The sequence below is a fragment of the Pseudomonas sp. UBA6323 genome, from assembly GCF_002439135.1.
Taxonomy (GTDB): Bacteria; Pseudomonadota; Gammaproteobacteria; order Pseudomonadales; family Pseudomonadaceae; genus Aquipseudomonas.
Window position 1 is genome coordinate 1 of sequence record NZ_DJSX01000019.1, and the last position, 24,364, is coordinate 24,364.

The window sequence follows — 24,364 nt, forward strand, 5'->3', positions numbered from 1 at the left end:
TCCCAGCATCCGAGCGACCAGCAACAAGCTGCCGGCTTGCACAACAAAGCGTAGTCCCAAGACAAAACTGGTACGGATAGTCGCGAGAGCAATCGGTCCTTTCAGCATATTCAATCGCCTATCACGCAGAGCCGCCCGCTCTGGGCACCCTTGAACTCGGCCAGCCCTTTTTCTCGCAACAATTTAAGCCAACATTCGATAGATCTTTGAGTGATGAGTGGGCGCTGAGTCGTTATAGTGTTGATATTAGCCGGATGATTCTCCAGGATAAACTCCAGAAGCTCTTTTAATCCGACATCGGCGAAGACATATAATATTTTCAAGTAGCAATCGCGCCAAAGCTCCTTGAACTCCACCCCCTGGCTCTCGGCCTGCATGGCCCGGCTCAATCCCTGCCCTTGTACATCAACGCTGTGATTTGCTCCGAGATAAGCCCCATTAGAAACACCATCGCTGCCCCGCTATACAACAGCGCACTCATATTGGTGAAGCGGCCGAAGCTATACAAAGTATAACCATACCAGCCCGAGGCCAGTAGAAACATGACTAATGCTACAGGAGCGAAGATTTTCACAGGTGAAAACAGTGTGCCAATTTTGAAGATAATCAACAGAAAACGAGCACCGTCACGCAGCAGGCGGATATGGCTTTTGCCGATACGGCGGGCGGCATGAATCGGCACATAAGCCACCGAATAGCCCGCGCGAAAAAAAGCCATGGTACTGGTAGTGGGGTAGGAGAAACCATTGGGTAACAAATAGAGGAATTCGCGCAACTTATCGGCGCGCACGGCGCGAAACCCCGAAGTCAAATCCTCAACCCGATGGCCTGTCATCCAGCTCGCTAGGCGGTTGTACAAGCCGTTGGCTAGTCCGCGCCCCATGCTGGCCTGAGAACCTTTTTGCCGCGCCCCCACCACCATGTCATGCCCCTGCTCAATCAACTTCACCAAGCGGGGTATATCCGCCGGGTCATGCTGGCCATCGGCATCCATAAACACGAGTATCTCGCCACTGGCCGCACGCGCACCAGTTTTGATAGCCGCACCATTACCCTTGCTGTAAGGGTGATGAACAACCTTGGCACCTACGTCCTCGGCAACCGCAGCTGTATTGTCGGTAGAACCATCGTTAACCACTAACACTTCGGCATCTGGATAGCACTGGCGAATACCGGCAACTGTTGCGGCAATGGCGGCGGATTCGTTTTTGGCAGGGAGTATGATGGAAACAACAGATTGCAAACTATCTGTCATTCCAGCCTCTCCTTTTCAACTCCAATTTGGACTTGCTGCACCTTACTCATGACATCTTCCCGCATTGCATCTAAAATCTGCCTGGTCATTATTCCTCCATCCGATTTTATAGCAGCATAACGCCGATCAATTGCATCTAGTGCTCGCTGATGCTGGCCAGAAGCAAGAGCGGCATATACCTGATACTCCAAGACAGGAAGCGCAACAGGAGACGCGTCTTCAGCCTTGGCAAGGTATTCATCACGCACCTTGTTATCTCCCTTATCTTCCGCAATAGCGCCCATCAGGAAATAGAGGCGCGTACTGATGTGATCGATCTGAAATAGTCGACTACCTGACAACGCCTCAACCAAATCTAAAAGGTCTTCGTTTGATAAAGAACCGCATTCCCCCTGTTGAATCAACTCTCTTATATTAAACAAACCATCAACGACAGCCCGCGGCTCTTTGGCTGTCAAGGCAAAATGTCTTGCCTCCTGAAGGCGGGCCTCTGCCTCGTCATACTTCTGTAGCTTGCAAGCATATGAAACGCTTTGCAAGCGCGCACTGACGCACCCAGAACAGCTCTTTATAGTTCTATCCAGCAAAGACAATACGTGTTCATAACGTTGCCTGGAAATGAATCGAACATTCAACTCTGCCGCCTGCTCGGATGTAGAAGACAACTCCAGAAGGACGGCATGAGTAACAGCCCTAGACGAGGCCGGTCGTTCAGAGGCCCATAGCTCTGCGGCTTTACGCGGCTCCCCCCAAACAGATACAACCGACCACAACACAAGCAACTGCAGGCAACAAAATGCCGCAAACACCAGTATTGCAGCCCCACGGTAACGGTCAGGAACATTCTGAACCCCAACCGCTAACGCAAGACAGAAGCCGTAAACAGGCAAATAATTGCGGTGCTCAAAATACAGCTCAAGCATGATACTGGTTGACTCAAGCAGATGCCCAAAAGCAAACCATAAAACAGCAAAAAACACCCATTTTGTACGACCTGCCAAAAATAGCCATACAGCCACTCCTAGTACTGCCAACCAAGCCAGAGCAGCCACACTAGAAGAAAAGCCACTTAGCGTATGCGCATAGTCATCATGAAATGGACCAAAAAGAGAGGGCAGTGGCGCAACAAAGGCACGCATGTACTCCCACAGAATGACGACCTGAACCTGCAGTCGCTCCCAAACACTATACCCCCGCACTTCAGATATAACAAAGTAGTCATGAAAAACAGGCGAAAGATATACAAGGACGATTATCAGCGCCATTACCAAAATGGAGAGCCGAACCTTATCGAGCCAGTGCGGTGTCGCTTGACCTCCCCTTCCGCGCAGGGACAACTCGATCACCAAAGCATAAAGCGGAGTCAACAGGCCATTCTCCTTGGTAAACATAGCAAGCAATGTGCCCAATCCCAATATCGTCATTTGCACAAAAAAGGCGCATATGGGCGTTCGCACATAGAGTCGGTAAGACCACGTATATCCCACTAGACCAATCAGACTGAACATGGCCGCCAACCCAGTCATTCGCTGTATGGCAATCAGCGTCGTGGAAGCCAAGAGTGGCAGACAGGCCCATAAGAACGCAGAGAGAAAAGCTATTCTAAAAGCCTTATGACATGTGGTGGTAGCAGACAGAGCGCGAACACAAAGATAGCCAAGAGCGCCAATTAGCACTGCGTTAACCAAGTGAATGAAAATATTCACCAACAGGATTTCAGCACTATTACTTGGCCAACCTTGAGCCTGGGGAACAAATGAGGCAAGCGCGATAGGCCTACCCAGCGGCCCGGAAATTCCGTTGAAGATAAAGCTCTTGACACTGCTCCAATCAGAGATGCCCGCCAAGCCCTCAAGATTACCGTAGTCATCATAAAAAAGAGCGCCTCCCACACCCTGCCTATACACCAAAAAAAGAGCGGCCAAGGCCAGCAACACTAGCAGGCAGCGAAACCACGTACTTTTAATTGTCATGCACCATCACACCCAAATCCCTTATACAAAAAAGCCCCGCATAGCGGGGCTTTTCCTAACTTTCAAATTAGCCGCGGCAAGAACCCGGCAGCCAGCCGTTTTTGGCACTGCCGCTAGTGGAACCCTTGCACTTCCACTCAGTGATATGGTAAGAACCCTGAAAGATCGGAGAAAGAGTGATAGTTACACCAGCAATCTCAGCTTGACTCTCAACTGTTACAACGCCGCTAGTATCGGCGACATCTAAGTTAGTGGCGTATTTGGTTGCAATGAACCCTTCGCCACACTGACTCAGGTTGCTGTCACGACCAGCGGACTGTACGGTCTCAGTTACACAAGTACGTGCAGAGCTGGCAGCCAAGGCAACTTCCGAAACCTTGGCACGAGCAGTGTAATCCTGATAAGCCGGCAGGGCGACGGCAGCAAGGATGCCGATGATCGCAACCACGATCATCAGTTCGATCAGGGTAAAACCCTTTTGCATTTGAGCTTTCATGTTTTCTCTCCTAAGGATGGACAGGTATCAAGACCTGCCTTTACTAATGCAGGCTGCGTGCCAACCATGGCCGGCACATGATTTTTGCGCATGAGGTACTATGAAAAACTCCGCATCGTCACTCCCGCGCAAGCGGAGGTCTAGCTACGGCGGGGGCTAGGGGATGATCCATCCCTGGTCAGCGCAGCGAGCAATGGCGGTTATTTCAGACCACCCACAAGCCCTTCGACTCATTCAGGCCAAAACCTGGCCAGGCACAAACTGCCTTTTTTTGTCACCCCAAATAGTCAAGTTTGGCAGGCCATCTGCGACTACGTTATAAGACGTACATTGTTTGTGGAGCGCATGATGAACGAGAGCATTGCCCTTTCCGGCTTGGCGAGACAGCTGGCAGAAACAGGCCTGATGGATGAGAAGGCTGCCCGCGAGGCCCAGCAGCAAGCCCAGCGCAATAAATTACCACTAGTAACGTATTTAGTGCAGAACAAACTGGTTAAAAGCCGGGCGCTGGCCGAATTAGCTGCCGAGCAATTCGGCGTGGCTTTTTTTGACCTCAACACCATCGATCGAGAAGGCCAACCCAGAGAATTGGTCAGCGAGAAACTGGTACGCCAGCATCGCGTGCTGCCGCTATGGCGTCGCGGCAACAAGCTGTTCGTCGGCCTTTCCGACCCGTCCAACCATCAGGCTGTCACCGATGTGCAGTTCAGCACCGGCCTGACCACAGAAGCCATCCTGGTCGAGGACGATAAACTTGGCGATGCCATCGACAAGTTCTTCGACTCGGCCAATAGCGGCATGGAAGATCTGGCCGATGTCGACCTCAATGGTCTGGATGTCGAAGCGGTAGACGATGACAAGCAGGTAAATGATGGCAATGCCGATGCCGACGATGCGCCGGTAGTACGCTTCGTCAACAAGATGCTGCTGGACGCTATCAAGGGAGGCTCATCGGACCTGCATTTCGAACCTTACGAGAAAGCCTATCGGGTACGCTTTCGTACCGACGGCTTACTGCATGAGGTGGCTCGCCCGCCGATCCAATTGGCTCCGAGAATTTCCGCCCGCCTCAAGGTCATGGCTGCACTGGATATTTCCGAGCGGCGCAAGCCACAGGATGGCCGGATCAAGATGAAGATATCCAAGACCAAGGCCATCGATTTTCGCGTCAACACCCTACCCACCTTATGGGGCGAGAAGATCGTGATGCGGATTCTCGACCCTACTAGCGCGCAAATGGGCATCGATGCACTGGGTTATGAGGAAGAGCAGAAAGAACTGTACATGTCTGCCCTAAAACAACCCCAGGGCATGATTCTGGTCACCGGCCCCACCGGCTCGGGTAAGACCGTATCGCTCTACACCGGCCTTAATATCCTCAATACGCCTGATGTGAATATCTCCACTGCCGAAGACCCGGTAGAGATCAACTTGGAGGGGATCAACCAGGTCAACGTCAACCCCAGACAGGGCATGGACTTTACCCAAGCGCTACGCGCCTTCCTGCGCCAGGACCCGGACATCATCATGGTGGGTGAGATTCGTGACCTGGATACCGCCTCCATCGCTGTCAAGGCCGCCCAGACAGGCCATATGGTGATGTCCACCCTGCACACCAATAGCGCTGCGGAAACCCTAACGCGCTTGCGCAATATGGGCGTGCCTTCCTTCAACATAGCCACCTCGGTCAACCTGATCATTGCCCAGCGCCTGGCGCGCAAGCTGTGCAACACATGTAAGAAAGAAGTGGCGGTACCACGCGAGACTCTCTTGGCGGAGGGCTTCCCCGAAGACAAGATCGGCACCTTCAAGATTTACGGCCCGGTCGGCTGCGACAATTGCAAGGGCGGGTACAAGGGCCGTGTCGGTATTTATGAAGTGGTTAAAAACACGCCCAACCTGCAGCGGATTATCATGGAGGAAGGCAACTCCATCGACATTGCCACACAGATGCGCAAAGACGGCTTTAATGACTTACGCACCTCCGCTTTGCTCAAGGCCATGCAAGGGGTTACCAGCCTTGAGGAAGTCAACCGCGTAACCAAGGATTAACCATGGCGGAAAGAGCTCTAAAAACCAGTGTATTCACCTGGGAAGGCAAGAACAAAAGCGGCGCCGTCGTAAAAGGAGAGATCAGCGGGCAGAACCCGTCACTGGTCAAGGCACAGCTGCGTAAGCAGGGCATCAACCCGACCAAGGTGCGCAAGAAGTCAGGGCTTTCGCTGGGCGGAACAGGGAAAAAAATCAAGCCCATGGACATCGCCCTGTTCACCCGACAGATGGCGACCATGATGAAAGCGGGTGTACCGCTGCTGCAGTCGTTCGACATCATCTCCGAGGGCTTCGACAACCCCAATATGCGCAAACTGGTCGATGAGGTGAAGCAAGAGGTAGCCGCTGGCAACAGCTTTGCAGCCTCCCTGCGCAAGAAGCCGCAGTATTTCGATGAACTGTACTGCAACCTGGTGGAGTCCGGCGAACAGGCCGGTGCTCTGGAAAACCTGCTGGACCGTATCGCCACTTACAAGGAAAAGACCGAGGCGCTCAAAGCCAAGATCAAAAAAGCGATGAACTACCCTATCGCCGTAGTGGTGGTGGCCATCATTGTCTCGGCCATTTTGTTGATCAAGGTGGTACCGCAATTTCAGGATGTCTTCGCTAACTTCGGTGCGGAACTGCCGGCCTTCACTCTGATGGTGATAGGAATTTCTGAAGTCCTGCAAGAATGGTGGTTCGTCGTCCTGATCGCTATCTTCGGCGCAGCCTTTGCTTTCAAGGAAGCCATGAAACGCTCGCAAAAGCTTCGTGACTCCGTTGACCGAGGCGTTCTCAAGCTCCCTATTGTCGGCGACATCCTCTATAAATCCGCCGTTGCTCGCTTTGCACGAACACTTTCCACTACTTTTGCCGCAGGCGTACCTCTGGTGGACGCACTCGACTCGGTAGCGGGCGCAACCGGTAACGTAGTGTTCAAGAACGCAACGAACAAGATCAAAGCAGATGTATCTACCGGCATGCAGCTTAACTTCTCCATGCGCACCACTGGAACCTTTCCCGCCATGGCCGTGCAGATGACCGCCATCGGAGAGGAGTCGGGGGCTCTGGATGAAATGCTGGACAAGGTGGCCACCTTCTATGAACAGGAAGTGGACAACATGGTCGATGGTTTAACAGCCCTCATGGAGCCGATGATCATGGCGGTGCTGGGCGTGCTGGTCGGCGGCCTGATCATTGCTATGTACCTACCCATCTTCCAGCTGGGTGCAGTGGTCTAAATGCTCTTGATCGACTTTCTGGTCAGTCATGCGCTGGCCTTTGTTTTGTGTGCTTTGTTGCTGGGTTTGCTGATCGGTAGCTTCCTTAACGTAGTGATCTATCGCCTGCCGCTGATGCTGCAACGCGAGTGGCAGAGTCAGGCGCGCGAGGTGCTGGAATTGCCGCCGGCACCAAACGCTCAGACCTTCAACCTAATCCTGCCCAACTCCTGCTGCCCACAATGCGGCCATGAGATTCGTCCCTGGGAGAACATCCCGGTGATCAGCTACCTGTTCCTGCGCGGCAAGTGCTCGAACTGCAAAACGCCAATCAACAAGCGCTACCCCATTGTCGAATTGGCCTGTGGCGTGCTTTCCGGCTATGTCGCTTGGCATTTCGGTTTTACTTGGCAGGCCGGGGCCATGCTGGTGCTGGCCTGGGGGCTGCTGGCTATGAGCCTGATCGATGCCGATCACCAGATTCTGCCGGACGTGCTGGTGCTGCCACTGTTGTGGCTAGGGCTGATCGTCAATTACTTCGGACTGTTCACCACCCTGGAGGATGCGCTGTGGGGCGCGATTGCCGGTTACCTGAGCCTATGGTCGGTGTACTGGCTGTTCAAGTTGATTACCGGAAAGGAAGGCATGGGTTACGGCGACTTCAAGCTGCTGGCCATGCTCGGTGCTTGGGGTGGCTGGCAGATTTTGCCGCTGACCATTTTGCTGTCGTCGCTGGTCGGGGCAGTGCTGGGCGTGATTCTGCTGCGTATGCGCGGCAGCGACTCCGGCACACCAATTCCCTTCGGGCCTTATCTGGCCATTGCCGGGTGGATCGCGCTGCTTTGGGGCGATGTGATTACCGGGAGTTATCTGAAGTTCGCCGGGTTCTGACGACCCGTGTCGCGCCGCCTCGTGCGGGTTCGCGGCGGGGCGCCGCTCCTACGGTCCGTAGCCCGGATGAAATCCGGGGCTGACGCTATATGTTCCCGGATTGCATCCGGGCTACCGCCTGAGGTTCGCTGGTTTCGATCCGCGGTCGCGTATTTGTAGGAGCCCCCGCCTCGGGGCGAAGTTTTTGAATTTAGCGCTGCCCCTCAGAATCATTCGCCGAGGGGCGCGGCTCCTACATGAGCTCGAGGCGCACACGCTGTTCGCATCATCAAGCAATCCCCCCTACAATCTCGGCCTTGAGAGATAGCAAGGCTGCATTGGCGTTATGAAACCCTGGATACTCGGCCTGGCCGGCGGCATTGGCAGCGGCAAGAGCGCGGTGGCGCAAGGCTTTATGGAGCGCGGCGTGCATGTGGTCGATGCTGACCACGCGGCGCGCTGGGTAGTCGAGCCGGGCCGACCGGCACTGGCGAAGATCGCCGAGCACTTCGGTGACAGCGTGCTGCAGACCTCCGGCGAGCTGGACCGCACCGCGCTACGTAAGCTGATATTTGCCGACCCCGAGCAGCGCCGATGGCTGGAAAGTCTCCTGCACCCGCTGATCGGCGCGGAAATCACTCAGGTGCTGGCACGTGCCGAGTCACCTTATGCCATCCTGGTTTCGCCGCTGCTGGTCGAGTCCGGCCAGCGGCAGATGACCCAGCGCGTGCTGGTGGTCGATACACCCGCCGAATTGCAGATCCAGCGCACCATCGCCCGCGACCAAAGCTCGGAAGAGCAGGTTCGCGCCATCATGCAGGCACAGGCCAGCCGCGAAGAGCGGCTGCGTCATGCCGATGACGTGCTGGTCAATGATCGCGATATGGCCTGGCTGGACGCCGAGGTCGAGCGCCTGCACAACTTTTACCTGACCCTGCGCGGAGGCCAGCCATGACCACGACCGTTCAATGCCCCACCTGTGGCGCGCCCGTCGAGTGGAAAACCGAGAACGCCTATCGCCCGTTCTGCAGCGAGCGTTGCAAGCTGATCGACCTTGGCGCCTGGGCTGCCGAAGAACATGCGATCCCTGGCAACGATCTGGAAGACGAGATGTTCAGCGGGGATCTGCCGACGCGGCCGCATTGATCGGCCCAATGCAGAAGCCCCGCCATGAGAGTAATGCTGTTCACATAAGAAACGGACGACCGCGATCAGTCCCCTCGCCCTCTGGGGAGAGGGTTAGGGCGGGCCGCGTTCGGAGAGGGAGAAACTGGCAGTTCTGCGGTGTTTCCAGCCCTCTGCCCCAGCCCCTCCCCCATAAATGGGAGAGGGGGAGCCAAATGCGTGCAACCTTAAGTGAGCAGCATTACGCCTCAAAGGAAAGCTTCTGACTTTAGCCTCGACGCAACCATTCGCAGCGAGGCGCGACTCCCACACAAGCGAAGCAGTGGATGCCTCAGGGACGCATAAAGGCGTAGTCGCGATCATCGTCGAGGTTGTCGGCGAGAAACTGCAGTTCGTGGGCCAGCTCCCGGGCATCACGCAGCGCCTTGTTCTGCTGCACGACCTCAGCCAATAGTGCACGCAATGCCATCACAGGCTCGTAGCCCTGAGCTTCAGCGTCATGCAGATCGCCCTCAAGTGCCTTTCTCGCCCAGCTATGAATACTCATGTCGAATCCCTCGAAAGCCTTTTTCACAGCATGGCGGCAGGCACGCTCCGAGCATTGACCGGGATCAACCCTGCCAGCGGCATTCAATCGGCCAATACGGCGTCATTCATTCGCCGCGATCGTTTTCCTTCCAGGGCGCCTGCAGGTAGCGGCTGCGGTTGAAGGTCTCCAGCCAGTCCGGATAGAACACCACCAGCGCCGTGACGATGGTGCCGTTGATGAAGGCCTCGGGGAACGCCACCAGCCACAGGTAGCCGGCGAAGTCGTCCAGCCAGGGCGGCATGGGGAACAGGCCATCCATCCACAGCAAGGCGAGGCCGCCGAGCAGGGTCATCAGCGTCGCCAGCGCGGCCGGGAAGAACCCGCAGAAGAAGATGTAGACGAACAGGTTGCGCGGCTGCGCGCGCTCGACCCGGATGGCGCAAAGCTCGGTAACCAGCACCGGGATCAGCACCAGCAGCACGCCATTGATGCCGAGCGACGCCAGGTCCATGCGCCCGATAGCCAGCAGGCCAAGCTGCGCCGCCAGGCCAGCGAGTACGGCAAGTGGCCAGTCGAGAAGCAGGGTGACAGCGGTCATGCCGATGAAGTGATAGGAAAGCCCGGAGTCGAAATCGCGGCGCACCAGCCACAACAAGAACAGCCCGAGCATGGTGCCGAACAGCAGATGCTGGCGTCGCAGGTCGCTGAACAGCTCGACCCAGGGCGCCCGCACCAGGGCCCAGAACAGCGCCAGCCCGTAGATCAGCCAACCACCGAACAAGGTGGAAAATGCCAGCAGGTTGGAAGCGATCATGCGTGCGTACCCTAATGCCTGTCAGTTAAGGTTTTTTCAGGACGATACCGCTGTATCTAGTCGTCATCCAGGACACAAGGGCTTCGCGGACAAGTCCGCTCCCACAAGGATCACCGTAGTCACGCTGAGAGTACTGAACAGCTGGGGAGCGGACTTGTCAGCGACAGTTCTTTGATTCACGAGCGCTATCGCTATCCGCTGCTGCTTGATCAGATGAAAATGCCGCGATCCTGTAAAGCATCACGGGCGTCTATCTCAACTGACAGGCATAGCGCGCACCCTTTTCTTCGTTCATTGCCATGGCAGGCAGTCTACACCGGCCCCCTGAAGGGTTTTGACAACGGAGCGAGCGGAAATGCGCCTGCATCTTCATTGCCCGCAGACAATCACAGCCCGGACCGATTCCCGCCGCCGACCAGGAAGGTTTCGGAGACAGGCACTACGCACGATGTCAGCTGTTGCAGGCACTGGCAGGCAAGTCAGCGCTACGGCTAAGCTTTGGACATGGACGACTCCGATTACCTGCGCCTACTTACGCACCAGGCCGAACAGGCCAATGCCTTTCTCTCCAACGCGAAGAAGTGGGAGCGCGAGCGCTGGGTTTGTCAGCGCCTGCTGCAAGCATTGAACGTGCGCCACCATAACGATGACTTCACGCCCAGCGGCCAGGAACCGCCGGACGTGCTGTTTCGCGATGCCAATTTCGAAGTGTTCTTCGTGCTCGACGAAGGGCGGCGTCTCAATGACGAGTGGCGTGCCGAGCTGGAACGGCGCCGCAGCGCTTTTTCCCTGAGCCAGCTGGTACGCCGCGAAGCACGCCCCAAGCGCATTGCGGCCAGCGAGATGCAGGCGCGCCTGGCGCCGACCTTGCGCAAGAAGGCACACAACTACCGTGAACGCGGCCTCGATCTGGGCGAACTCGACTTGGTCGCCTTCGTCAGCCTCAAGCGCGCCGTGCTCGACTGCAACAGCCATTTCCCGCCTCCGACCGAATACCTGCGCCAGGGCTGGCGCTCGTTGTCGCTGGTCGGCCCGCGCTTCGCCCGCGTGCTGTTCGCCCATCCGGACGCGCCGGACTTTCTGCGACAGAATCTCGGACGCAGCCTGCTGTTCGACATCGGTATTGACCTGTGAGCCCGCTGCAGGAATTGCTCGCTGAGGTGCCGCAGGCCGGCCAGGTACGCTGGATAGGCGTTCGCCCGAGGTCGCGCGAGGCAATGCTCGAAGTCGAGGCCGTGGAAGCCCGACGCGAAGACGGCCTGACCGGCGATCACAGCCGCCCGGGGCCGCGCAATGCACGGCAGGTCACGCTGATTCAATGGGAGCACCTGGCAGTCGTCGCCGCCCTGCTCGGCCGCGATGCGCCCATGCAGCCGAGCGAGCTGCGGCGCAACATTGCGGTCGCCGGCATCAACCTGTTCAGCCTGAAAGGTAGGCGCTTTCGCATTGGCCAGGCGCTGCTGGAGACCACCGGCTGGTGCCAGCCCTGTGCGCGTCTCGAGGAACGCCTTGGCCCCGGCACCTTCCAGGCCATGCGCGGCCATGGCGGCATCACCGCTCGTGTAATCGAGGGCGGCATTATCCGCCTGGACGACGCTGTAAGCGTGCAAGCCATTGACCCAATAGCTGACCCGCAGGACAACGACGCTCGCCAAGGCTGGCGGGCACGCCTAGCAGGCCGTTGAAAAACGTAGGCGACGACTGCATGGATGCAGGAGATAGAGCGAAGCAGGAAGCCCGAGCCGAGGCAGCCAATGCAATACCGATGGCGGCCCCGCAAAAAACATGCGAAAAACGGTCGGAGTCGCGCTCGACTTTAAGTGAGCATTTTGGGCCGGTTTTTAACGCAACAGTGGCAACGCAGATAGTTTTTCAACAGCCTGCTAAGATAGCCGCATTCAAGCAGAGGCCTCCCCATGACCAGCCGCCTGAGCCCCGAAGACCAGCAGAAAGTCGACCACTACCTGAGCGCTCCGCAGCATCAGGTCGAACGTCAGCCGTTTCGCGTCTGGCGCCTGCTCACCGTGGTGCTGGTCGTCGTCATCGGCCTGGGTCTGCTGAGCCGCTTTCTGAGTCGACTGGTGCTATGAGCAGCCTCGCGCTCGCCCTCTCGCACTCACTCCGTCTTTTTCAAAGCCTTGTGAGCATTATCCATGTCCCATCGCATCGTGATTGTCGGCGGCGGCGCCGGCGGTTTGGAGCTGGCCACCCGCCTTGGTAGAAAACTCGGCAAGAGCGGCGCCGCGCGGATCATCCTGGTCGACGCCAACCTCACCCACATCTGGAAGCCCCTGCTGCACGAAGTGGCCGCCGGCTCGCTGAACTCCTCGGAAGACGAACTGAACTACGTGGCCCAGGCCAAGTGGAATCATTTCGAGTTTCAGCTCGGGCGCATGTCCGGCCTCGACCGTGCCGGCAAGAACATCACCCTGGCGCCCACGCTGGATGACGACGGCCAGGTGCTGATGCCTGAACGCCGCATCGCCTACGACAGCCTGGTGATCGCCGTGGGCAGCACCACCAATGACTTCGGCACGCCTGGCGCAGCCGAGCACTGCATATTCCTCGACACGCGGGCACAGGCCGAGCGCTTCCACCGGCGCATGCTCAGCCACTACCTGCGTGCGCACGCCAACGAGAGCGAGGACGGCTCGAAGATCGACATCGCCATCGTTGGCGCGGGCGCCACGGGGGTGGAGCTGGCAGCCGAACTGCACCACGCCGCCAAGCAGCTGGCAGCCTATGGTCTCAATCGCATTCGCCCGGAAGACATGCGCATCACCCTGATCGAGGCCGGCCCGCGCGTGCTGCCGGCGTTGCCCGAACGCATCGCCCGCCCGGTGCACCAGACCCTGGAGAAGCTCGGCGTCACGGTACTGACCGGCGCGGCAGTCAGCGAAGTGACGGCCGATGGCCTGAAGACCGCCGATGGCAATTTCATACCGGCAAGCCTGAAAGTCTGGGCGGCTGGCATCCGCGCGCCCGGCTTTCTCAAGGATATCGACGGCCTGGAAAGCAACCGCATCAACCAGTTGCAGGTGCGCCCGACCCTGCAGACGACGCTGGATGACGACGTATTCGCCTTCGGCGATTGCGCGGCCTGCCCGCAGCCGGGCAGCGAAGGCCGCAACGTACCGCCGCGCGCCCAGGCGGCACATCAGCAGGCATCGCTGCTGGCCAAGTCGCTGCGCTTGAAGATCAGCGGCCAGGCGCTGCCGGAATACCGCTATCGCGACTACGGCTCGCTGATCTCGCTGTCGAGCTTCTCGGCGGTCGGCAACCTGATGGGTAACCTGACCGGCAGCGTGATGCTCGAAGGCTGGCTGGCGCGGGTGTTCTACGTTTCGCTCTACCGCATGCACCAGATGGCGCTGTACGGCACCCTGCGTACGCTGCTGCTGATGCTCAGCGATCGCATCGGGCGAAGCACCGAGCCGCGCCTCAAGCTGCACTAAAAGCAGCCGCAGAGCGGCCTTCTGATGACCCTCTCCCATTTATGGGAGAGGGTGCCCGAAGGGCGGGAGAGGGCAATACAGGCGACTCGGTGCCCCGATTACCCTCTCCCCCGGCCCCTCTCCCGCAAGCGGGAGAGGGGAAACAAGCAAGTCTCGTAGGCTGGGCTTCAGCCCACCCTACGAACTGCCATCCATAGGCGAGGGTCAGCAGACATGCGGGATGCGCCCCCGTGGGAGCGGACTTGTCCGCGAGCTTTTGCTGTTCATATTCGCGGACAAGTCCGCTCCCACAAAAGCAGCATGGCTACCACCTGAACGGTTTCCACAACGCAGAAACGAAAAAGCCCGCACTAGGCGGGCTTGTTCGTTGTGGTGGTGGGTCGTGTAGGATTCGAACCTACGACCAATTGGTTAAAAGCCAACTGCTCTACCAACTGAGCTAACGACCCAAATATGGTCGGGGTAGGGGGATTCGAACTCCCGACATCTTGCTCCCAAAGCAAGCGCGCTACCGGACTGCGCTATACCCCGTAAGGAAGTTGGCTCCGCGACCTGGACTCGAACCAGGGACCCAATGATTAACAGTCATTTGCTCTACCGACTGAGCTATCGCGGAACTTCGGTCTTCCATCTCTGCTGCGTTTCAGCTTTTGCTTTACCGCTTCAGAGGCGCGCCATTTTACGTAGCAAAAATTCCCTGTCAACCCCTGCAAACTGCTTTTATGACAATGCTTTGCGACGCGAGCATGGACTACTATATGTTTCATTGAACTGCGGCAGCGTGCAGGACGCGCCAGCCGATGACGCCAGCCAGGACAGTCCATGAGCAAGCAGGACAAGCCCCCCGTTCATCCCAAGGTGGTCAGCCTCGCTAGCCGCGGCATCCAGCCGCGCTTCGGCGATCTGGTGCAGGCCTGCCGCAAGCTGGTGATGAACCGTCTGGCGGAGCACCTCGGCGGAGTGTTCGGCCAGGTCGATGACACCCTGTTCGAGTGCGCGGAAAAAGCCGAGAACAACAAAGTGCAGACCCTGTTCTTCGACAGCATGCGCGAGATTCGCCGGCAGCGCCCGCAAATCGAGCGTAGCTACCATCAGAAGATCGCCAGCAATTTCTCCGACTTCCTCGATGGCAAGCTGCAGAACCCGACCATCGCCGAGTTCGACCCGGAGCAGCTGGCGCTGGTGCAGAACGAGGATTACGAGGAGACCTTGCAGGTCACCAATATGGTCAGCCGGGTCAAGGCGCGCTGTACCGAGCCGCTGTTCGCCCTGGACCAGCGCCTGGCTCTGCTCAACAACGGCCAGAAGCTCGGCGAGGACAGCAACCCCTTCGGCCCGCAGGCCATCGCTCAGGCCTTTCGCGACGCCTTGGCGCCCTGCCCTTTTCCGCTGCAGATCAAGACCATCCTTTACATGCTCTTCGATAAGCATGTCATGCACAGCCTCGACTCACTCTACGGCGCGCTCAACCAGCGCTTGATCGATGCCGGTGTGCTGCCCAATCTCAAGTACAGCGCGCTGATCAATCCGGGCGTCAGCCGCCCTCCCGCCAAGCCAGAGGTTACGACCCAGGCAGCGGACAGGCCAGGCACCGTGTCCACGCCTATGGAACCGGCACTGCTCGATTTGGACCTCAGCGCACCGCCGCCGAGTGACCCGGGCGCGCTGTTCAGCGGCCTGTCCAGCCTGCTTGACGAGCGCCGCCACAGCCACCCCGACAAGCCGCTGCTGGGTGGCACACGCAGCATCGTCAGCTTCTCCCCGCGCGAGGCCAACCGCACCTACAGCGCCAGCGAGCTGCTCGCCGCGCTCAACCGCATGCAGCAGCAGTCGGCCCACGAACTCGCTCAGCGCCTGCACAAGCCCCAGGCGGTAGAAGGTCTCAAGGCTGACCTGCAGCAGCAGCTGGAAGCGCACAGCAGCCTGCCGGGCGACAGCAAGGTATCCGGCCGGGAAGCCGACGTGATCGACCTGGTCGGCATGCTGTTCGACTTCATCCTCGATGATGAGAACCTGCCGGACGCCTGCAAGACGGCGCTCTCGCACCTGCACACGCCCTATCTGAAGATCGCACTGCTGGACAAGGCCCTGTTCACCCAGCACCACCACCCGGCCAGGCGCCTGCTCAACACCATGGCCCAGGCAGGCGTGCTGTATGGCAATGAAGGCGATGAACGCGGCCTGCTGGCCAAGATGCACTGGGTGGTCGAACGGGTGATTCATGGTTTCAGCGGCGACCTGGGGTTGTTCGACAACCTGATCGAGGAGTTCAACGAGTACGTCCTCACACTGCGCCAAAAGGTCGAGCTGCGCGAACGCCGCGCAGTCGAGGCAGCCAAGGGCCGTGACCGCCTGCTCGGCGCGCGCGAGCAGGCCCTGGAGGTGATCCAGCGCTGCGTGAGCCAACGCGAATTGCCGGCGATCATCCGCAACTTCCTCGAACTGACCTGGGCCGATGTGCTGGTTTTCGTGCTGCTGCGCCATGGCGAGCAGAGCGCAGAGTGGCAGCGCGCCTGCGAAGTGGCCGAGCAACTGGCCTGGAGTGGTACCCCGCTCAGTGACGAGCACAAGCAGCATCTGCAGGAGATACGCGCGTCCATGCTCAGCGACCTGCGCAAGGGCCTGGAACTGCTCGGCGGCTACCACGAAGATGGCATCCGCCGCCTGCTGCAGGACCTGGTGGCCTGCCAGCAGGCGGTACAGGCCAGACAGCCGCAACTGGCCGCGCAGCTCAAGCCTGACCTGCCGCAAAGCCCGCTTGGCGCCATGCTCGGTGAGGATGCCGACCTGGCGAGCCAGGCGCCTTCACCCAGCGCGCTCTCGGCTCGCGCACAAAGCCTGGTCAGGGAACTGGCCAATGTCGAGTTCGGCACCTGGTTCGAGTTCGTCGAGGGCGGCAAGAGCCGCGTACTCAAGCTCTCCTGGTTCAGCCCGACCACGCACAACTACATGTTCGTCGACAACAGCGGCCAGCGCGTGGCGATCAAGCCGCTGACCCTGCTGGCCAGCGAAATGGAACAGGGCCTGGCCCGCATCGTTACCCCCGAACGCACGACTCCGCTCATGGATCGCGCATTGAATGCCATCTACCGTGTGCTGCAGCGTTTCACTGGACGCACAGCCGAACCCCGCTGAGGAATTTCCATGGAAGAGCGTCGCCAACACAGCCGCCATGGCACGGAAATGCAGCTGGAGGTCTTCGACCTGAACAGCGGCCAGCGCCTTGGCCGCATCGTCGACCTGTCCATCGATGGCTTCATGCTGTTCAGCGATACGCCGCATACCGCCGATGCCGTGCTGGAATGCCGCCTGGTCTGCACCTCGAACGCCGCCGTGGTGCAGGAGGTGCTCCTGGGCGCCGATTGCCTGTGGAGTCGCCCCGGCGCCGATGGTCAGCATTGCTGGGCCGGCTTTCACATCATCGACCTGGCCGAGGACCAGGCCAAGGCGCTGGAGAGTCTGCTGGCCAGGCTTTGAGCAGGCAGGGTGCGCTGTGCGCAACGCTACTCCAGCGTAGCCGGTATGCGGCGCCCTACGGCAACACAACGGCGCGGCAAACCCATCAGATAGCGCAGCATGTGTTCGCGGCGGGGCGCCGCTCCTACAGTGCGAGCAATGGAGCCCGAAGGCTAATGCCAGTCAGTTAAGAAAACGTCCGTGATCGCTTTGCAGCGTCGCGGCATTTTCACTTGATCAGCAGTTGCGGGTGCTGCTCGCGAACCAAAACGTTATCGCGGACAAGTCCGCTCCCACAGGTGAACAGCGCTCGCAGCGCTGGCACAGTTTTTCTGGTGGGAGGGGATTCGTCCGCAAAGCTTTTTGCCCTGGATGACCACTACGTTATCGCGGACAAATCCGCTCCCACATGAGAACAGCGCTCGCAGCGCTGGCACAGTTTTTCTTGTGGGAGCGGACTCGTCCGCGAAGCTTTTTGCCTTGAATGCGACTACGGAACGGCGTCCGCCAACACCGATGAAAAAATGCCAATGCCGTTCAAACAAGCCTCCAGAGGTACCTCTCGCGGTAGCCCGCCCCGGAGCGAAGCTTTTCGCGGCCATGCGCAGCTTATGTCCGCGGCGCTGCTGAAATAAAAAACGGAGCCCGAAGGCTCCGTTTTTTCATCTGGCTGAGGCTTACTGCGCCAGCTTCTTGTAACGCACGCGGTGCGGCTGCGCGGCGGCTTCGCCCAGGCGCTTCTTGCGGTCGGCTTCGAATTCGGTGTAGTTACCCTCGAAGAAGTTGACCTTGCCGTCGTCCTCGTAGGAGAGGATGTGCGTGGCGATACGGTCGAGGAACCAGCGATCGTGGGAAATCACGATGGCGGCGCCGGGGAAGTCCAGCAGCGCCTCTTCCAAAGCACGCAGGGTTTCCACGTCGAGGTCGTTGGACGGTTCGTCGAGCAGCAGCACGTTGCCACCCTGCAGCAGGGTCTTGGCCATGTGCAGGCGGCCACGCTCACCACCGGAAAGGTCCTTGACGAACTTCTGCTGGTCGGCGCCCTTGAAGTTGAAGCGCCCGACGTAACCGCGCGACGGCACCTCGTAGTTGCCAACCTTGATCATGTCGAAGCCGTCGGAGACCTGCTCCCACACGGTCTTGTTGCCTTCGAGCGCCTCGCGGCTCTGCTCGACGCTGGCGATCTGTACGGTTTCGCCGATCTCGATGCTGCCGGAGTCCGGTTGTTCCTTGCCAGTGATCATGCGCAGCAGGGTCGATTTACCGGCACCGTTACCACCGATCACGCCGACGATGGCGCCTTTGGGGATGCTGAACGACAGATCGTCGATCAGCACGCGGTCGCCAAAGGACTTCGACACGTTGACGAAGTCGATGACCTTGTCGCCCAGACGCGGACCGGCCGGGATGTAGATCTCGTTGGTCTCGCTGCGTTTCTGGAATTCCTGCGACTGCATTTCCTCGAAGCGCTGCAGACGCGCCTTGGATTTCGACTGACGCGCCTTGGCGCCCTGGCGTACCCATTCCAGTTCAGCTTTCATCGCCTTGGCGTGCGATGCCTCGGCCTTTGCTTCCTGAGCCAGACGGTTGGCCTTCGACTCCAGCCAGCCGGAGTAATTACCCTCGTACGGGATACCGTGGCCGCGGTCGAGTTCGAGGATCCAGCCGGCAACGTTATCGAGGAAGTAACGGTCGTGGGTGATGGCCACCACGGTGCCGGGGAAGTCGTGCAGAAAGCGCTCGAGCCAGGCTACCGAGTCGGCATCCAGGTGGTTGGTCGGTTCATCCAGCAGCAACATGTCGGGGGCCGACAGCAGCAGACGGCACAACGCCACGCGGCGCTTCTCGCCACCGGACAGGTGCTCGATCTTGGCGTCCCATGGCGGCAGGCGCAGGGCGTCGGCCGCGACTTCCAGCTGGCGCTCCAGGTTGTGGCCATCGGAGGCCTGCAGAATGGCTTCGAGTTTGGCCTGCTCGGCGGCCAGCGCGTCGAAATCGGCATCCGGCTCGGCATAGGCGGCGTACACCTCGTCGAGACGCGCCTGGGCCTGCTTGATCTCGCCTACGGCTTCTTCGACGATGTCACGCACGGTCTTGCTCGGGTCGAGCTGCGGCTCCTGCGGCAGATAGCCGACCTTGATCCCCGGCATCGGACGGGCTTCGCCGTCGATCTCGGTATCGACACCGGCCATGATGCGCAGCAGGGTCGACTTACCGGCACCGTTGAGGCCCAGCACGCCGATCTTGGCGCCTGGGAAGAACGACAGGGAGATGTCCTTGAGAATTTCACGCTTCGGCGGGACGACCTTGCTGACCCGATGCATGCTGTAGACGTACTGAGCCATGGAGAACCTGACTGATGAGAATTGGGAGCTGGAAACGGCGCGCCATGCAGGTCGCGTGAAAACATGATGAATGCGTCGAGGGGCTATGTTCGCGTTAGCTGTTGTACACCCTGCAGGAGCGGATTTATCCGCGAAATTCGCGGCTGAAGCCGCTCCTACCGAGAGGCCAGGTCGTTAACGTGCGCTAGCCATCAGTTTTCACACCACCTACGCGTACGCAATGTGCAGAGACCTTAGCCCCTGCCGGAGCGAACGCCAAGTACCGCGCGGACAGTTCACGCGCGCGGCGCAAAGCTACCGCAATGTACGTGACAGGGCAAACCTACGCTCGTCGGCGCAGCTGGCACTTGGCCACGTTTACAGGCATTCTACCCGGCTGACATGAGCATACGCCGGCTCATATGTCTCAAAGCTCAGATAGCTCAGCACTGGCTGCAGGTTCACAAACGTGTCGACTCCCTCATCCCTGCCTTCATCAACTCCGGGCGAGTCGCGCGCACCGAAGCGCGTAGCGCTGAGACGCGCGCTGTTGGTGCTGGTGTTGGCGATCCTGGGGTTACTGGCCTGGCAGTTGACGCAGGAATATCGCCAGTTGCTCGCCAGCCAGAAGCAACTGAGCCAGGGTTACGCCAGCCAACTGGCCAAGCATCTGAGCCTGAACATGCGCCTGAAAGCGCAGGCAGGCCAGGCAATGCTGCAAAACGCCCCGGCGCACCAAGGCGGCGGTAGCGAAGTGGTGGCGACACTGCGCAGTATCTTTCCAACGCTGGACAGCATGGCCCGGCTCGATACCGACGGGCAGCTGCTAGCCGACAGCGCCAGCGGATCGCGCGACCTCAGCTTCCTTCGCGACCTGCAGCGGCGCAGCGGCTCGGCGCCTTACCACTTCGCCTTCAGCGCACAGGGCGGTGGCGCGCTCTACTTGCTGCTGCGCCAGCCAGACGGCAGCCAGTATGTTCTGCGCATGCGCGCCAGTGCGCTGCGTAACTGGCTGCGCGAACAGCATCAGAGCGAATACCAGTGGTTGCTCGAAGACCTGCAAAGTCAGCGGGTAATCGCCCGCGCCGACGACCTGCAACAAGTTGGCAGCATCATCGCCCCGGTTACCGCAGCGGAGCAGGCGCAGAGCCTGGAGCTGGTGGCCCTGCCCGGCAGCGACTGGCAATTGCGCGCCCTGTTCGATGCCGAGCGCGCCGGCAACGAGCTGATGCCGACCCTGGCCGGCAAATTCCTGCTGTTCGCCCTGTGCAGCCTGCTGACCCTGGCGGCCTTGTACGGCCTGCAACGCGAGCAACGCCGCCTGCAACGCCTGAACACCGAGTCGCGCCGCTCTCTGCGCCAGGCCGCCAGCGCCCTCGGCGCCGTCGAAGAGCGCATTCTGGTGACCCAGGCCGACGGCAAGTTGCGCTACCTCAACCCACAGGCCGAGACGCTGTTCGGCATCAGCAGCGAAGCGGCCTGGGACATGCATTTGCTGGACCTGCTGCCCGATCTCGACCCGCTGCTGCTCAACAGCCCGCAGCCGGCCAATGATCTGGGGCCGGAGCTGGTCAGAGTCGAAAGCGAGGGCCGCGCACGACTGTTCGCCGTGACCCGCAGCGATATCAGCGAGATCGGTCGCCAGGCCGGCTACGTCTGGGTGCTGCGCGACGTGACCAACGAGCAGCAGGCCATGCGCGTGTTGCAGGAAACCCGCCGGCGTTATCAGGACATTTTCGAAGGCACCGGCGTGGCCCTGTGCGTGCTCGATCTTTCCGGCGTGCGCAGCCTGTTGCTGCAACACAAACTGCGTGACGCAGCAGGTCTGCAACGTTGGCTGCGCGCCGATGCCGAGCATCAGGAACTGCTGGTCGAGCAGTTGCGCATCACCGAGGCCAACCAGGTTGCACTCAACCTGCTCGGGGTGAAGAGCACCGAGCAGGCCTGGCAGCAACTGATCGACCACGGCCCCATTCATCCGGACGACCTGCGCTATCGCCTGGCCGTGGCCGTACTCGAAGGCCCCAACCTGGTGGAGCTGGAAACCCAGTTGGTTACCGCACAGGGCCTGCAACGTCACGTCTGGCTGGTGCTGCGCCTGCCGGAAATGATCCAGGATTATCAGGCCGTCACCCTGAGCATCAGCGACATCACCAGCCGCAAGCGCATCGAGCTGTCGCTGATCGAGCGTGAGCGCTTCTGGTCGGAGGTGGTGCGCTCGGTGCCTGACCTCCTCTACGTGCATGACATGCAGAGCCGGCAGGTGCTGTTCAGCAACCACAGCCTGGGCCAGCAGCTGGGTTACAGCAAGGCCGAGCTGCGCGCCATGCGCGAGGACTTCTGGGTGCAGGTACTGCACCCGGACGACGCCGAATACTACTGGCGCATCCGCAATTTGCAAAAAGTGGTCGGCGACGGCGTGCTGCTCGAGTCGGTGCTGCGCTGGCGTCATCGCAATGGCCAGTGGCACTGGTTCAGCATCCGCGAACAGGCCCTGGCACGCGACGATCGCGGCCGCGTCAGCCGTCTGATCGGCGTGGCCAAGGACATCACCGAACAGATCGAGCGCAACCAGTCGTTGCGTGACAGCGAGCAGCGTTATCGCCTGCTGGCCGAAAGCATCAGCGATGTGATCTTCTCCACCGACAGCGCGCTGAGCCTCAACTATGTCAGCCCCTCGGTCGAGCCGGTGCTGGGTTATACCGTCAACTGGATGATGGCCAACAGTTTCTACGGCCTGGCGGCCAATCCGCAGCAACTGGACGGCCTCAACCTGCTGCTCGATCGCATCCGCGATGCGCTCGGCGAGCGCGACCGCCTCAATCGCCTGCGCGACGAACTGCCGGATCAGTTGTTCGTCTTCGATTGCCTGCGCGCCGATGGCCACAAGATTCCGGTGGAGCTGCGCCTGGTGCTGATGTGGGACGAGAACGGTCGCTTCGAAGGCATCCTCGGCGTTGGCCGCGACATCAGCCAGCAACGCCGTGCCGAAAAAGACCTGCGCATGGCGGCCACGGTCTTCGAACACTCCACCGCAGCGATTCTGGTGACCGACCCGGCCGGCTATATCGTTCAGGTCAACAAGGCGTTCAGCCGCGTCAGCGGGTATTCGGCCGGCCAGGTGCTCGACCAGTTGCCCGGTATGCTGACCGCCGACCGCCAGCAGGCCACCCACATGCAGTACATCCTCGGCCAGCTCAACCAGCGCGGCAGTTGGGAGGGCGAGGTGTGGCTCAAGCGCAAGGGCGGCGAGAACTTCCCGGCCTGGGTCGGCATCACCGCGGTGCATGACGAGGAAGGCGACCTGGTCAGCTACGTGTGCTTTTTCAGCGATATCAGCGAGCGCAAGGCCAGCGAACAGCGTATCCACCGCCTGGCCTACTATGACGCCCTGACCCATCTGCCCAACCGCACCCTGTTCCAGGATCGCCTGCACAGCGCCCTGCAGCACGCCGAGCGGCACAGCGAATGGGTGGTGCTGATGTTCCTCGACCTTGACCGCTTCAAGCCGATCAACGACTCGCTCGGCCATGCCGCCGGCGACCGCATGCTCAAGGACGTGGCCGTGCGCCTGTCCGCCTGCGTCGACGGCGACGACACCGTGGCGCGCATGGGCGGCGACGAGTTCACCCTGCTGCTGCAGCCGCGCGCGACCCGCGAGGGCGCGCTCAACCGCGCCATTCATGTCGCCGAGCAGATTCTCTCCAGCCTGGCCCGCCCCTTCGTCCTCGAAGGTCGCGAGTTCTTCGTCACCGCCAGTATCGGTATCGCCCTCGCCCCGCAGGACGGCAACGAACTGAGCCAGTTGATGAAGAACGCCGACACCGCCATGTACCACGCCAAGGAGCGCGGCAAGAACAACTTCCAGTTCTACCAGGCCGACATGAATGCCAGCGCCCTGGAACGTCTGGAGCTGGAAAGCGACCTGCGCCACGCCCAGGAACAGGGCCAGTTCGTGCTGCACTACCAGCCGCAGTTCTCCGGCGATGGCCGCCGCCTCACCGGCGTCGAAGCGCTGCTGCGCTGGAATCACCCGAGCCGCGGCCTGGTGCCGCCGGATGACTTCATCCCGGTGCTGGAGGAGCTTGGCCTGGTGGTGCAGGTCGGCGAGTGGGTTCTGGAAGAGTCGTGCAGGCAGCTCAAGGCCTGGCACGAAGAGAAGATCCGCATCCCCAAGATTTCGGTCAACCTGTCAGCCCGCCAGTTCGGCGAGGGCGACCTGACCGCGCGCATCGCCACCATTCTGGAAAGAACCGGCGTCGCCCCGGCGTGCCTGGAGGTGGAGCTGACCGAAAGTATCCTGATGCGCGACGTATCCAGCGCGATGCAGACCCTCAACGAGCTCAAGCGCCTCGGCCTGTGCATCGCGGTGGACGATTTCGGCACCGGCTACTCGTCGCTGAACTACCTAAAGCAATTCCCCATCGATGTGTTGAAGATCGACCGCAGCTTCGTCGATGGCCTGCCCGATGGCGAACAGGACGCGCAGATCGCCCGGGCCATCATCGCCATGGCGCACAGCCTGAACATGATGGTGATCGCCGAAGGCGTGGAAAGTCATGCCCAACTGGAGTTCCTGCGCGAACATGGCTGCGACGAAGTCCAGGGCTACCTGCTCGGCAGGCCGATGCACGCTCGCCAGTTCAGCGCAGAGTTCGGCGACGCAGCGCTGTTCCTGTTCAGCTGAACAGGCCGCGCAGACTGGGCTGGCGCGCTGCCAGCTGCGGCCAGGTTCCAGCATGAAGGCCTTTTGTCAGGCTCATGACCGACCTTCATATGCCTGAATGCGACCTTTGCGGTAGAATCCGCCCCC

At 60.0% G+C, this 24,364-nt stretch carries 19 protein-coding genes and 3 tRNA genes; 12 read left to right on the top strand and 10 right to left on the bottom strand.

Translation table 11 applies throughout. The features are described 5' to 3' along the window. Positions 1-110 precede the first annotated feature (110 nt). The 4 genes from B3P22_RS04990 to B3P22_RS05005 all read right to left on the bottom strand — a co-directional run bounded on the left by B3P22_RS04990 (position 111) and on the right by B3P22_RS05005 (position 3,724). Positions 111-377 carry a hypothetical protein gene (locus B3P22_RS04990; protein ID WP_296270151.1) on the bottom strand — a complete coding sequence of 89 codons (267 nt, stop codon included), beginning with the start codon at positions 375-377 and terminating at the stop codon, positions 111-113. 8 nt (positions 378-385) lie between these two features. Further along, positions 386-1,255, bottom strand: a complete 870-nt coding sequence (locus B3P22_RS04995; RefSeq protein ID WP_296270152.1) for a glycosyltransferase family 2 protein — start codon at positions 1,253-1,255, stop codon at positions 386-388. Then, positions 1,252-3,228, bottom strand: a complete 1,977-nt coding sequence (locus B3P22_RS05000; protein ID WP_296270153.1) for a hypothetical protein — start codon at positions 3,226-3,228, stop codon at positions 1,252-1,254. Before B3P22_RS05000 ends, B3P22_RS04995 begins: the two co-directional genes overlap by 4 nt. A gap of 67 nt (positions 3,229-3,295) precedes the next feature. Next, positions 3,296-3,724 carry a pilin gene (locus B3P22_RS05005; RefSeq protein ID WP_296270154.1) on the bottom strand — a complete coding sequence of 143 codons (429 nt, stop codon included), beginning with the start codon at positions 3,722-3,724 and terminating at the stop codon, positions 3,296-3,298. 348 nt (positions 3,725-4,072) lie between these two features. Here B3P22_RS05005 and pilB point away from each other — a divergent pair, with 348 nt between their 5' ends. The 5 genes from pilB (at position 4,073) to yacG (ending at position 8,994) form a co-directional block, all read left to right on the top strand. Next, positions 4,073-5,776: a type IV-A pilus assembly ATPase PilB gene (gene pilB / locus B3P22_RS05010; protein WP_296270156.1), complete on the top strand. Its 1,704-nt coding sequence runs from the start codon at positions 4,073-4,075 to the stop codon at positions 5,774-5,776. 2 nt (positions 5,777-5,778) lie between these two features. Further along, entirely contained in the window at positions 5,779-6,999 is a 1,221-nt protein-coding gene (locus B3P22_RS05015; protein WP_296270157.1) for a type II secretion system F family protein, read from the top strand. Beyond that, on the top strand, positions 7,000-7,869 hold the full coding sequence (locus B3P22_RS05020; RefSeq protein WP_296270158.1) for a prepilin peptidase: 870 nt from the start codon (positions 7,000-7,002) through the stop codon (positions 7,867-7,869). A gap of 325 nt (positions 7,870-8,194) precedes the next feature. Then, complete coding sequence (coaE, locus tag B3P22_RS05025; protein ID WP_296270159.1) at positions 8,195-8,803, top strand: dephospho-CoA kinase; 609 nt, start codon at positions 8,195-8,197, stop codon at positions 8,801-8,803. Next, the gene (gene yacG / locus B3P22_RS05030) at positions 8,800-8,994 is read left to right on the top strand and encodes a DNA gyrase inhibitor YacG (protein WP_296270160.1); all 195 of its coding nucleotides are present in this window, start codon (positions 8,800-8,802) and stop codon (positions 8,992-8,994) included. The genes coaE and yacG overlap by 4 nt, the downstream gene beginning before the upstream one ends. A gap of 310 nt (positions 8,995-9,304) precedes the next feature. Here yacG and B3P22_RS05035 read toward each other — a convergent pair whose 3' ends face one another. Further along, positions 9,305-9,520 carry a hypothetical protein gene (locus B3P22_RS05035; RefSeq protein ID WP_197859183.1) on the bottom strand — a complete coding sequence of 72 codons (216 nt, stop codon included), beginning with the start codon at positions 9,518-9,520 and terminating at the stop codon, positions 9,305-9,307. A 106-nt stretch (positions 9,521-9,626) separates the two neighbouring features. Then, positions 9,627-10,316: an energy-coupling factor ABC transporter permease gene (locus tag B3P22_RS05040; protein ID WP_296270164.1), complete on the bottom strand. Its 690-nt coding sequence runs from the start codon at positions 10,314-10,316 to the stop codon at positions 9,627-9,629. A 504-nt stretch (positions 10,317-10,820) separates the two neighbouring features. Here B3P22_RS05040 and B3P22_RS05045 point away from each other — a divergent pair. From B3P22_RS05045 to B3P22_RS05060, 4 genes are all read left to right on the top strand, one after another. Next, a complete protein-coding gene (locus tag B3P22_RS05045) occupies positions 10,821-11,450 on the top strand; it encodes a DUF1780 domain-containing protein (protein ID WP_296270166.1) in 630 nt (209 codons plus the stop codon). After that, positions 11,447-12,001: an MOSC domain-containing protein gene (locus B3P22_RS05050; protein ID WP_296270167.1), complete on the top strand. Its 555-nt coding sequence runs from the start codon at positions 11,447-11,449 to the stop codon at positions 11,999-12,001. The genes B3P22_RS05045 and B3P22_RS05050 overlap by 4 nt, the downstream gene beginning before the upstream one ends. Before the next feature lie 231 nt (positions 12,002-12,232). Then, positions 12,233-12,406: a DUF3094 family protein gene (locus B3P22_RS05055; RefSeq protein WP_161864860.1), complete on the top strand. Its 174-nt coding sequence runs from the start codon at positions 12,233-12,235 to the stop codon at positions 12,404-12,406. A gap of 63 nt (positions 12,407-12,469) precedes the next feature. Next, positions 12,470-13,771, top strand: a complete 1,302-nt coding sequence (locus B3P22_RS05060) for an NAD(P)/FAD-dependent oxidoreductase (protein ID WP_296270171.1) — start codon at positions 12,470-12,472, stop codon at positions 13,769-13,771. A 373-nt stretch (positions 13,772-14,144) separates the two neighbouring features. Here B3P22_RS05060 and B3P22_RS05065 read toward each other — a convergent pair. The 3 genes from B3P22_RS05065 to B3P22_RS05075 all read right to left on the bottom strand — a co-directional run bounded on the left by B3P22_RS05065 (position 14,145) and on the right by B3P22_RS05075 (position 14,387). Beyond that, positions 14,145-14,220, bottom strand: a tRNA-Lys gene (locus tag B3P22_RS05065). 5 nt (positions 14,221-14,225) lie between these two features. Further along, positions 14,226-14,302: transfer RNA gene (locus B3P22_RS05070), tRNA-Pro, on the bottom strand. Between the two features lie 9 nt (positions 14,303-14,311). Further along, positions 14,312-14,387, bottom strand: a tRNA-Asn gene (locus B3P22_RS05075). 206 nt (positions 14,388-14,593) lie between these two features. On the opposite strand from B3P22_RS05075, the gene B3P22_RS05080 reads away from it, so the two are divergent. Together B3P22_RS05080 and B3P22_RS05085 are read left to right on the top strand one after the other, a co-directional pair. Next, on the top strand, positions 14,594-16,906 hold the full coding sequence (locus B3P22_RS05080; RefSeq protein WP_296270173.1) for a DUF1631 domain-containing protein: 2,313 nt from the start codon (positions 14,594-14,596) through the stop codon (positions 16,904-16,906). Between the two features lie 9 nt (positions 16,907-16,915). Further along, positions 16,916-17,248, top strand: a complete 333-nt coding sequence (locus tag B3P22_RS05085; protein ID WP_197859177.1) for a PilZ domain-containing protein — start codon at positions 16,916-16,918, stop codon at positions 17,246-17,248. Between the two features lie 656 nt (positions 17,249-17,904). Here the strand turns inward: B3P22_RS05085 and ettA are convergent. Continuing rightward, on the bottom strand, positions 17,905-19,572 hold the full coding sequence (gene ettA, locus B3P22_RS05090; RefSeq protein ID WP_296270177.1) for an energy-dependent translational throttle protein EttA: 1,668 nt from the start codon (positions 19,570-19,572) through the stop codon (positions 17,905-17,907). Between the two features lie 532 nt (positions 19,573-20,104). Here ettA and B3P22_RS05095 point away from each other — a divergent pair. After that, a complete protein-coding gene (locus tag B3P22_RS05095; protein ID WP_296270217.1) occupies positions 20,105-24,238 on the top strand; it encodes an EAL domain-containing protein in 4,134 nt (1,377 codons plus the stop codon). Positions 24,239-24,364 lie beyond the last annotated feature (126 nt).

What these genes read in the sequence shown, in the direction of transcription:
- B3P22_RS05015 (WP_296270157.1), top strand. Translation starts at nt 5,779, where the DNA reads ATGGCGGAAAGAGCTCTAAAAACCAGTGTATTCACCTGGGAAGGCAAG.
- B3P22_RS05020 (WP_296270158.1), top strand. Translation starts at nt 7,000, where the DNA reads ATGCTCTTGATCGACTTTCTGGTCAGTCATGCGCTGGCCTTTGTTTTG.
- ettA (WP_296270177.1), bottom strand. Translation starts at nt 19,572, where the DNA reads ATGGCTCAGTACGTCTACAGCATGCATCGGGTCAGCAAGGTCGTCCCG.
- B3P22_RS05045 (WP_296270166.1), top strand. Translation starts at nt 10,821, where the DNA reads ATGGACGACTCCGATTACCTGCGCCTACTTACGCACCAGGCCGAACAG.
- B3P22_RS04990 (WP_296270151.1), bottom strand. Translation starts at nt 377, where the DNA reads ATGCAGGCCGAGAGCCAGGGGGTGGAGTTCAAGGAGCTTTGGCGCGAT.
- B3P22_RS05085 (WP_197859177.1), top strand. Translation starts at nt 16,916, where the DNA reads ATGGAAGAGCGTCGCCAACACAGCCGCCATGGCACGGAAATGCAGCTG.
- B3P22_RS05000 (WP_296270153.1), bottom strand. Translation starts at nt 3,228, where the DNA reads ATGACAATTAAAAGTACGTGGTTTCGCTGCCTGCTAGTGTTGCTGGCC.
- B3P22_RS05040 (WP_296270164.1), bottom strand. Translation starts at nt 10,316, where the DNA reads ATGATCGCTTCCAACCTGCTGGCATTTTCCACCTTGTTCGGTGGTTGG.
- pilB (WP_296270156.1), top strand. Translation starts at nt 4,073, where the DNA reads ATGAACGAGAGCATTGCCCTTTCCGGCTTGGCGAGACAGCTGGCAGAA.
- coaE (WP_296270159.1), top strand. Translation starts at nt 8,195, where the DNA reads ATGAAACCCTGGATACTCGGCCTGGCCGGCGGCATTGGCAGCGGCAAG.
- B3P22_RS04995 (WP_296270152.1), bottom strand. Translation starts at nt 1,255, where the DNA reads ATGACAGATAGTTTGCAATCTGTTGTTTCCATCATACTCCCTGCCAAA.
- B3P22_RS05005 (WP_296270154.1), bottom strand. Translation starts at nt 3,724, where the DNA reads ATGAAAGCTCAAATGCAAAAGGGTTTTACCCTGATCGAACTGATGATC.
- B3P22_RS05055 (WP_161864860.1), top strand. Translation starts at nt 12,233, where the DNA reads ATGACCAGCCGCCTGAGCCCCGAAGACCAGCAGAAAGTCGACCACTAC.
- yacG (WP_296270160.1), top strand. Translation starts at nt 8,800, where the DNA reads ATGACCACGACCGTTCAATGCCCCACCTGTGGCGCGCCCGTCGAGTGG.
- B3P22_RS05035 (WP_197859183.1), bottom strand. Translation starts at nt 9,520, where the DNA reads ATGAGTATTCATAGCTGGGCGAGAAAGGCACTTGAGGGCGATCTGCAT.
- B3P22_RS05060 (WP_296270171.1), top strand. Translation starts at nt 12,470, where the DNA reads ATGTCCCATCGCATCGTGATTGTCGGCGGCGGCGCCGGCGGTTTGGAG.
- B3P22_RS05080 (WP_296270173.1), top strand. Translation starts at nt 14,594, where the DNA reads ATGAGCAAGCAGGACAAGCCCCCCGTTCATCCCAAGGTGGTCAGCCTC.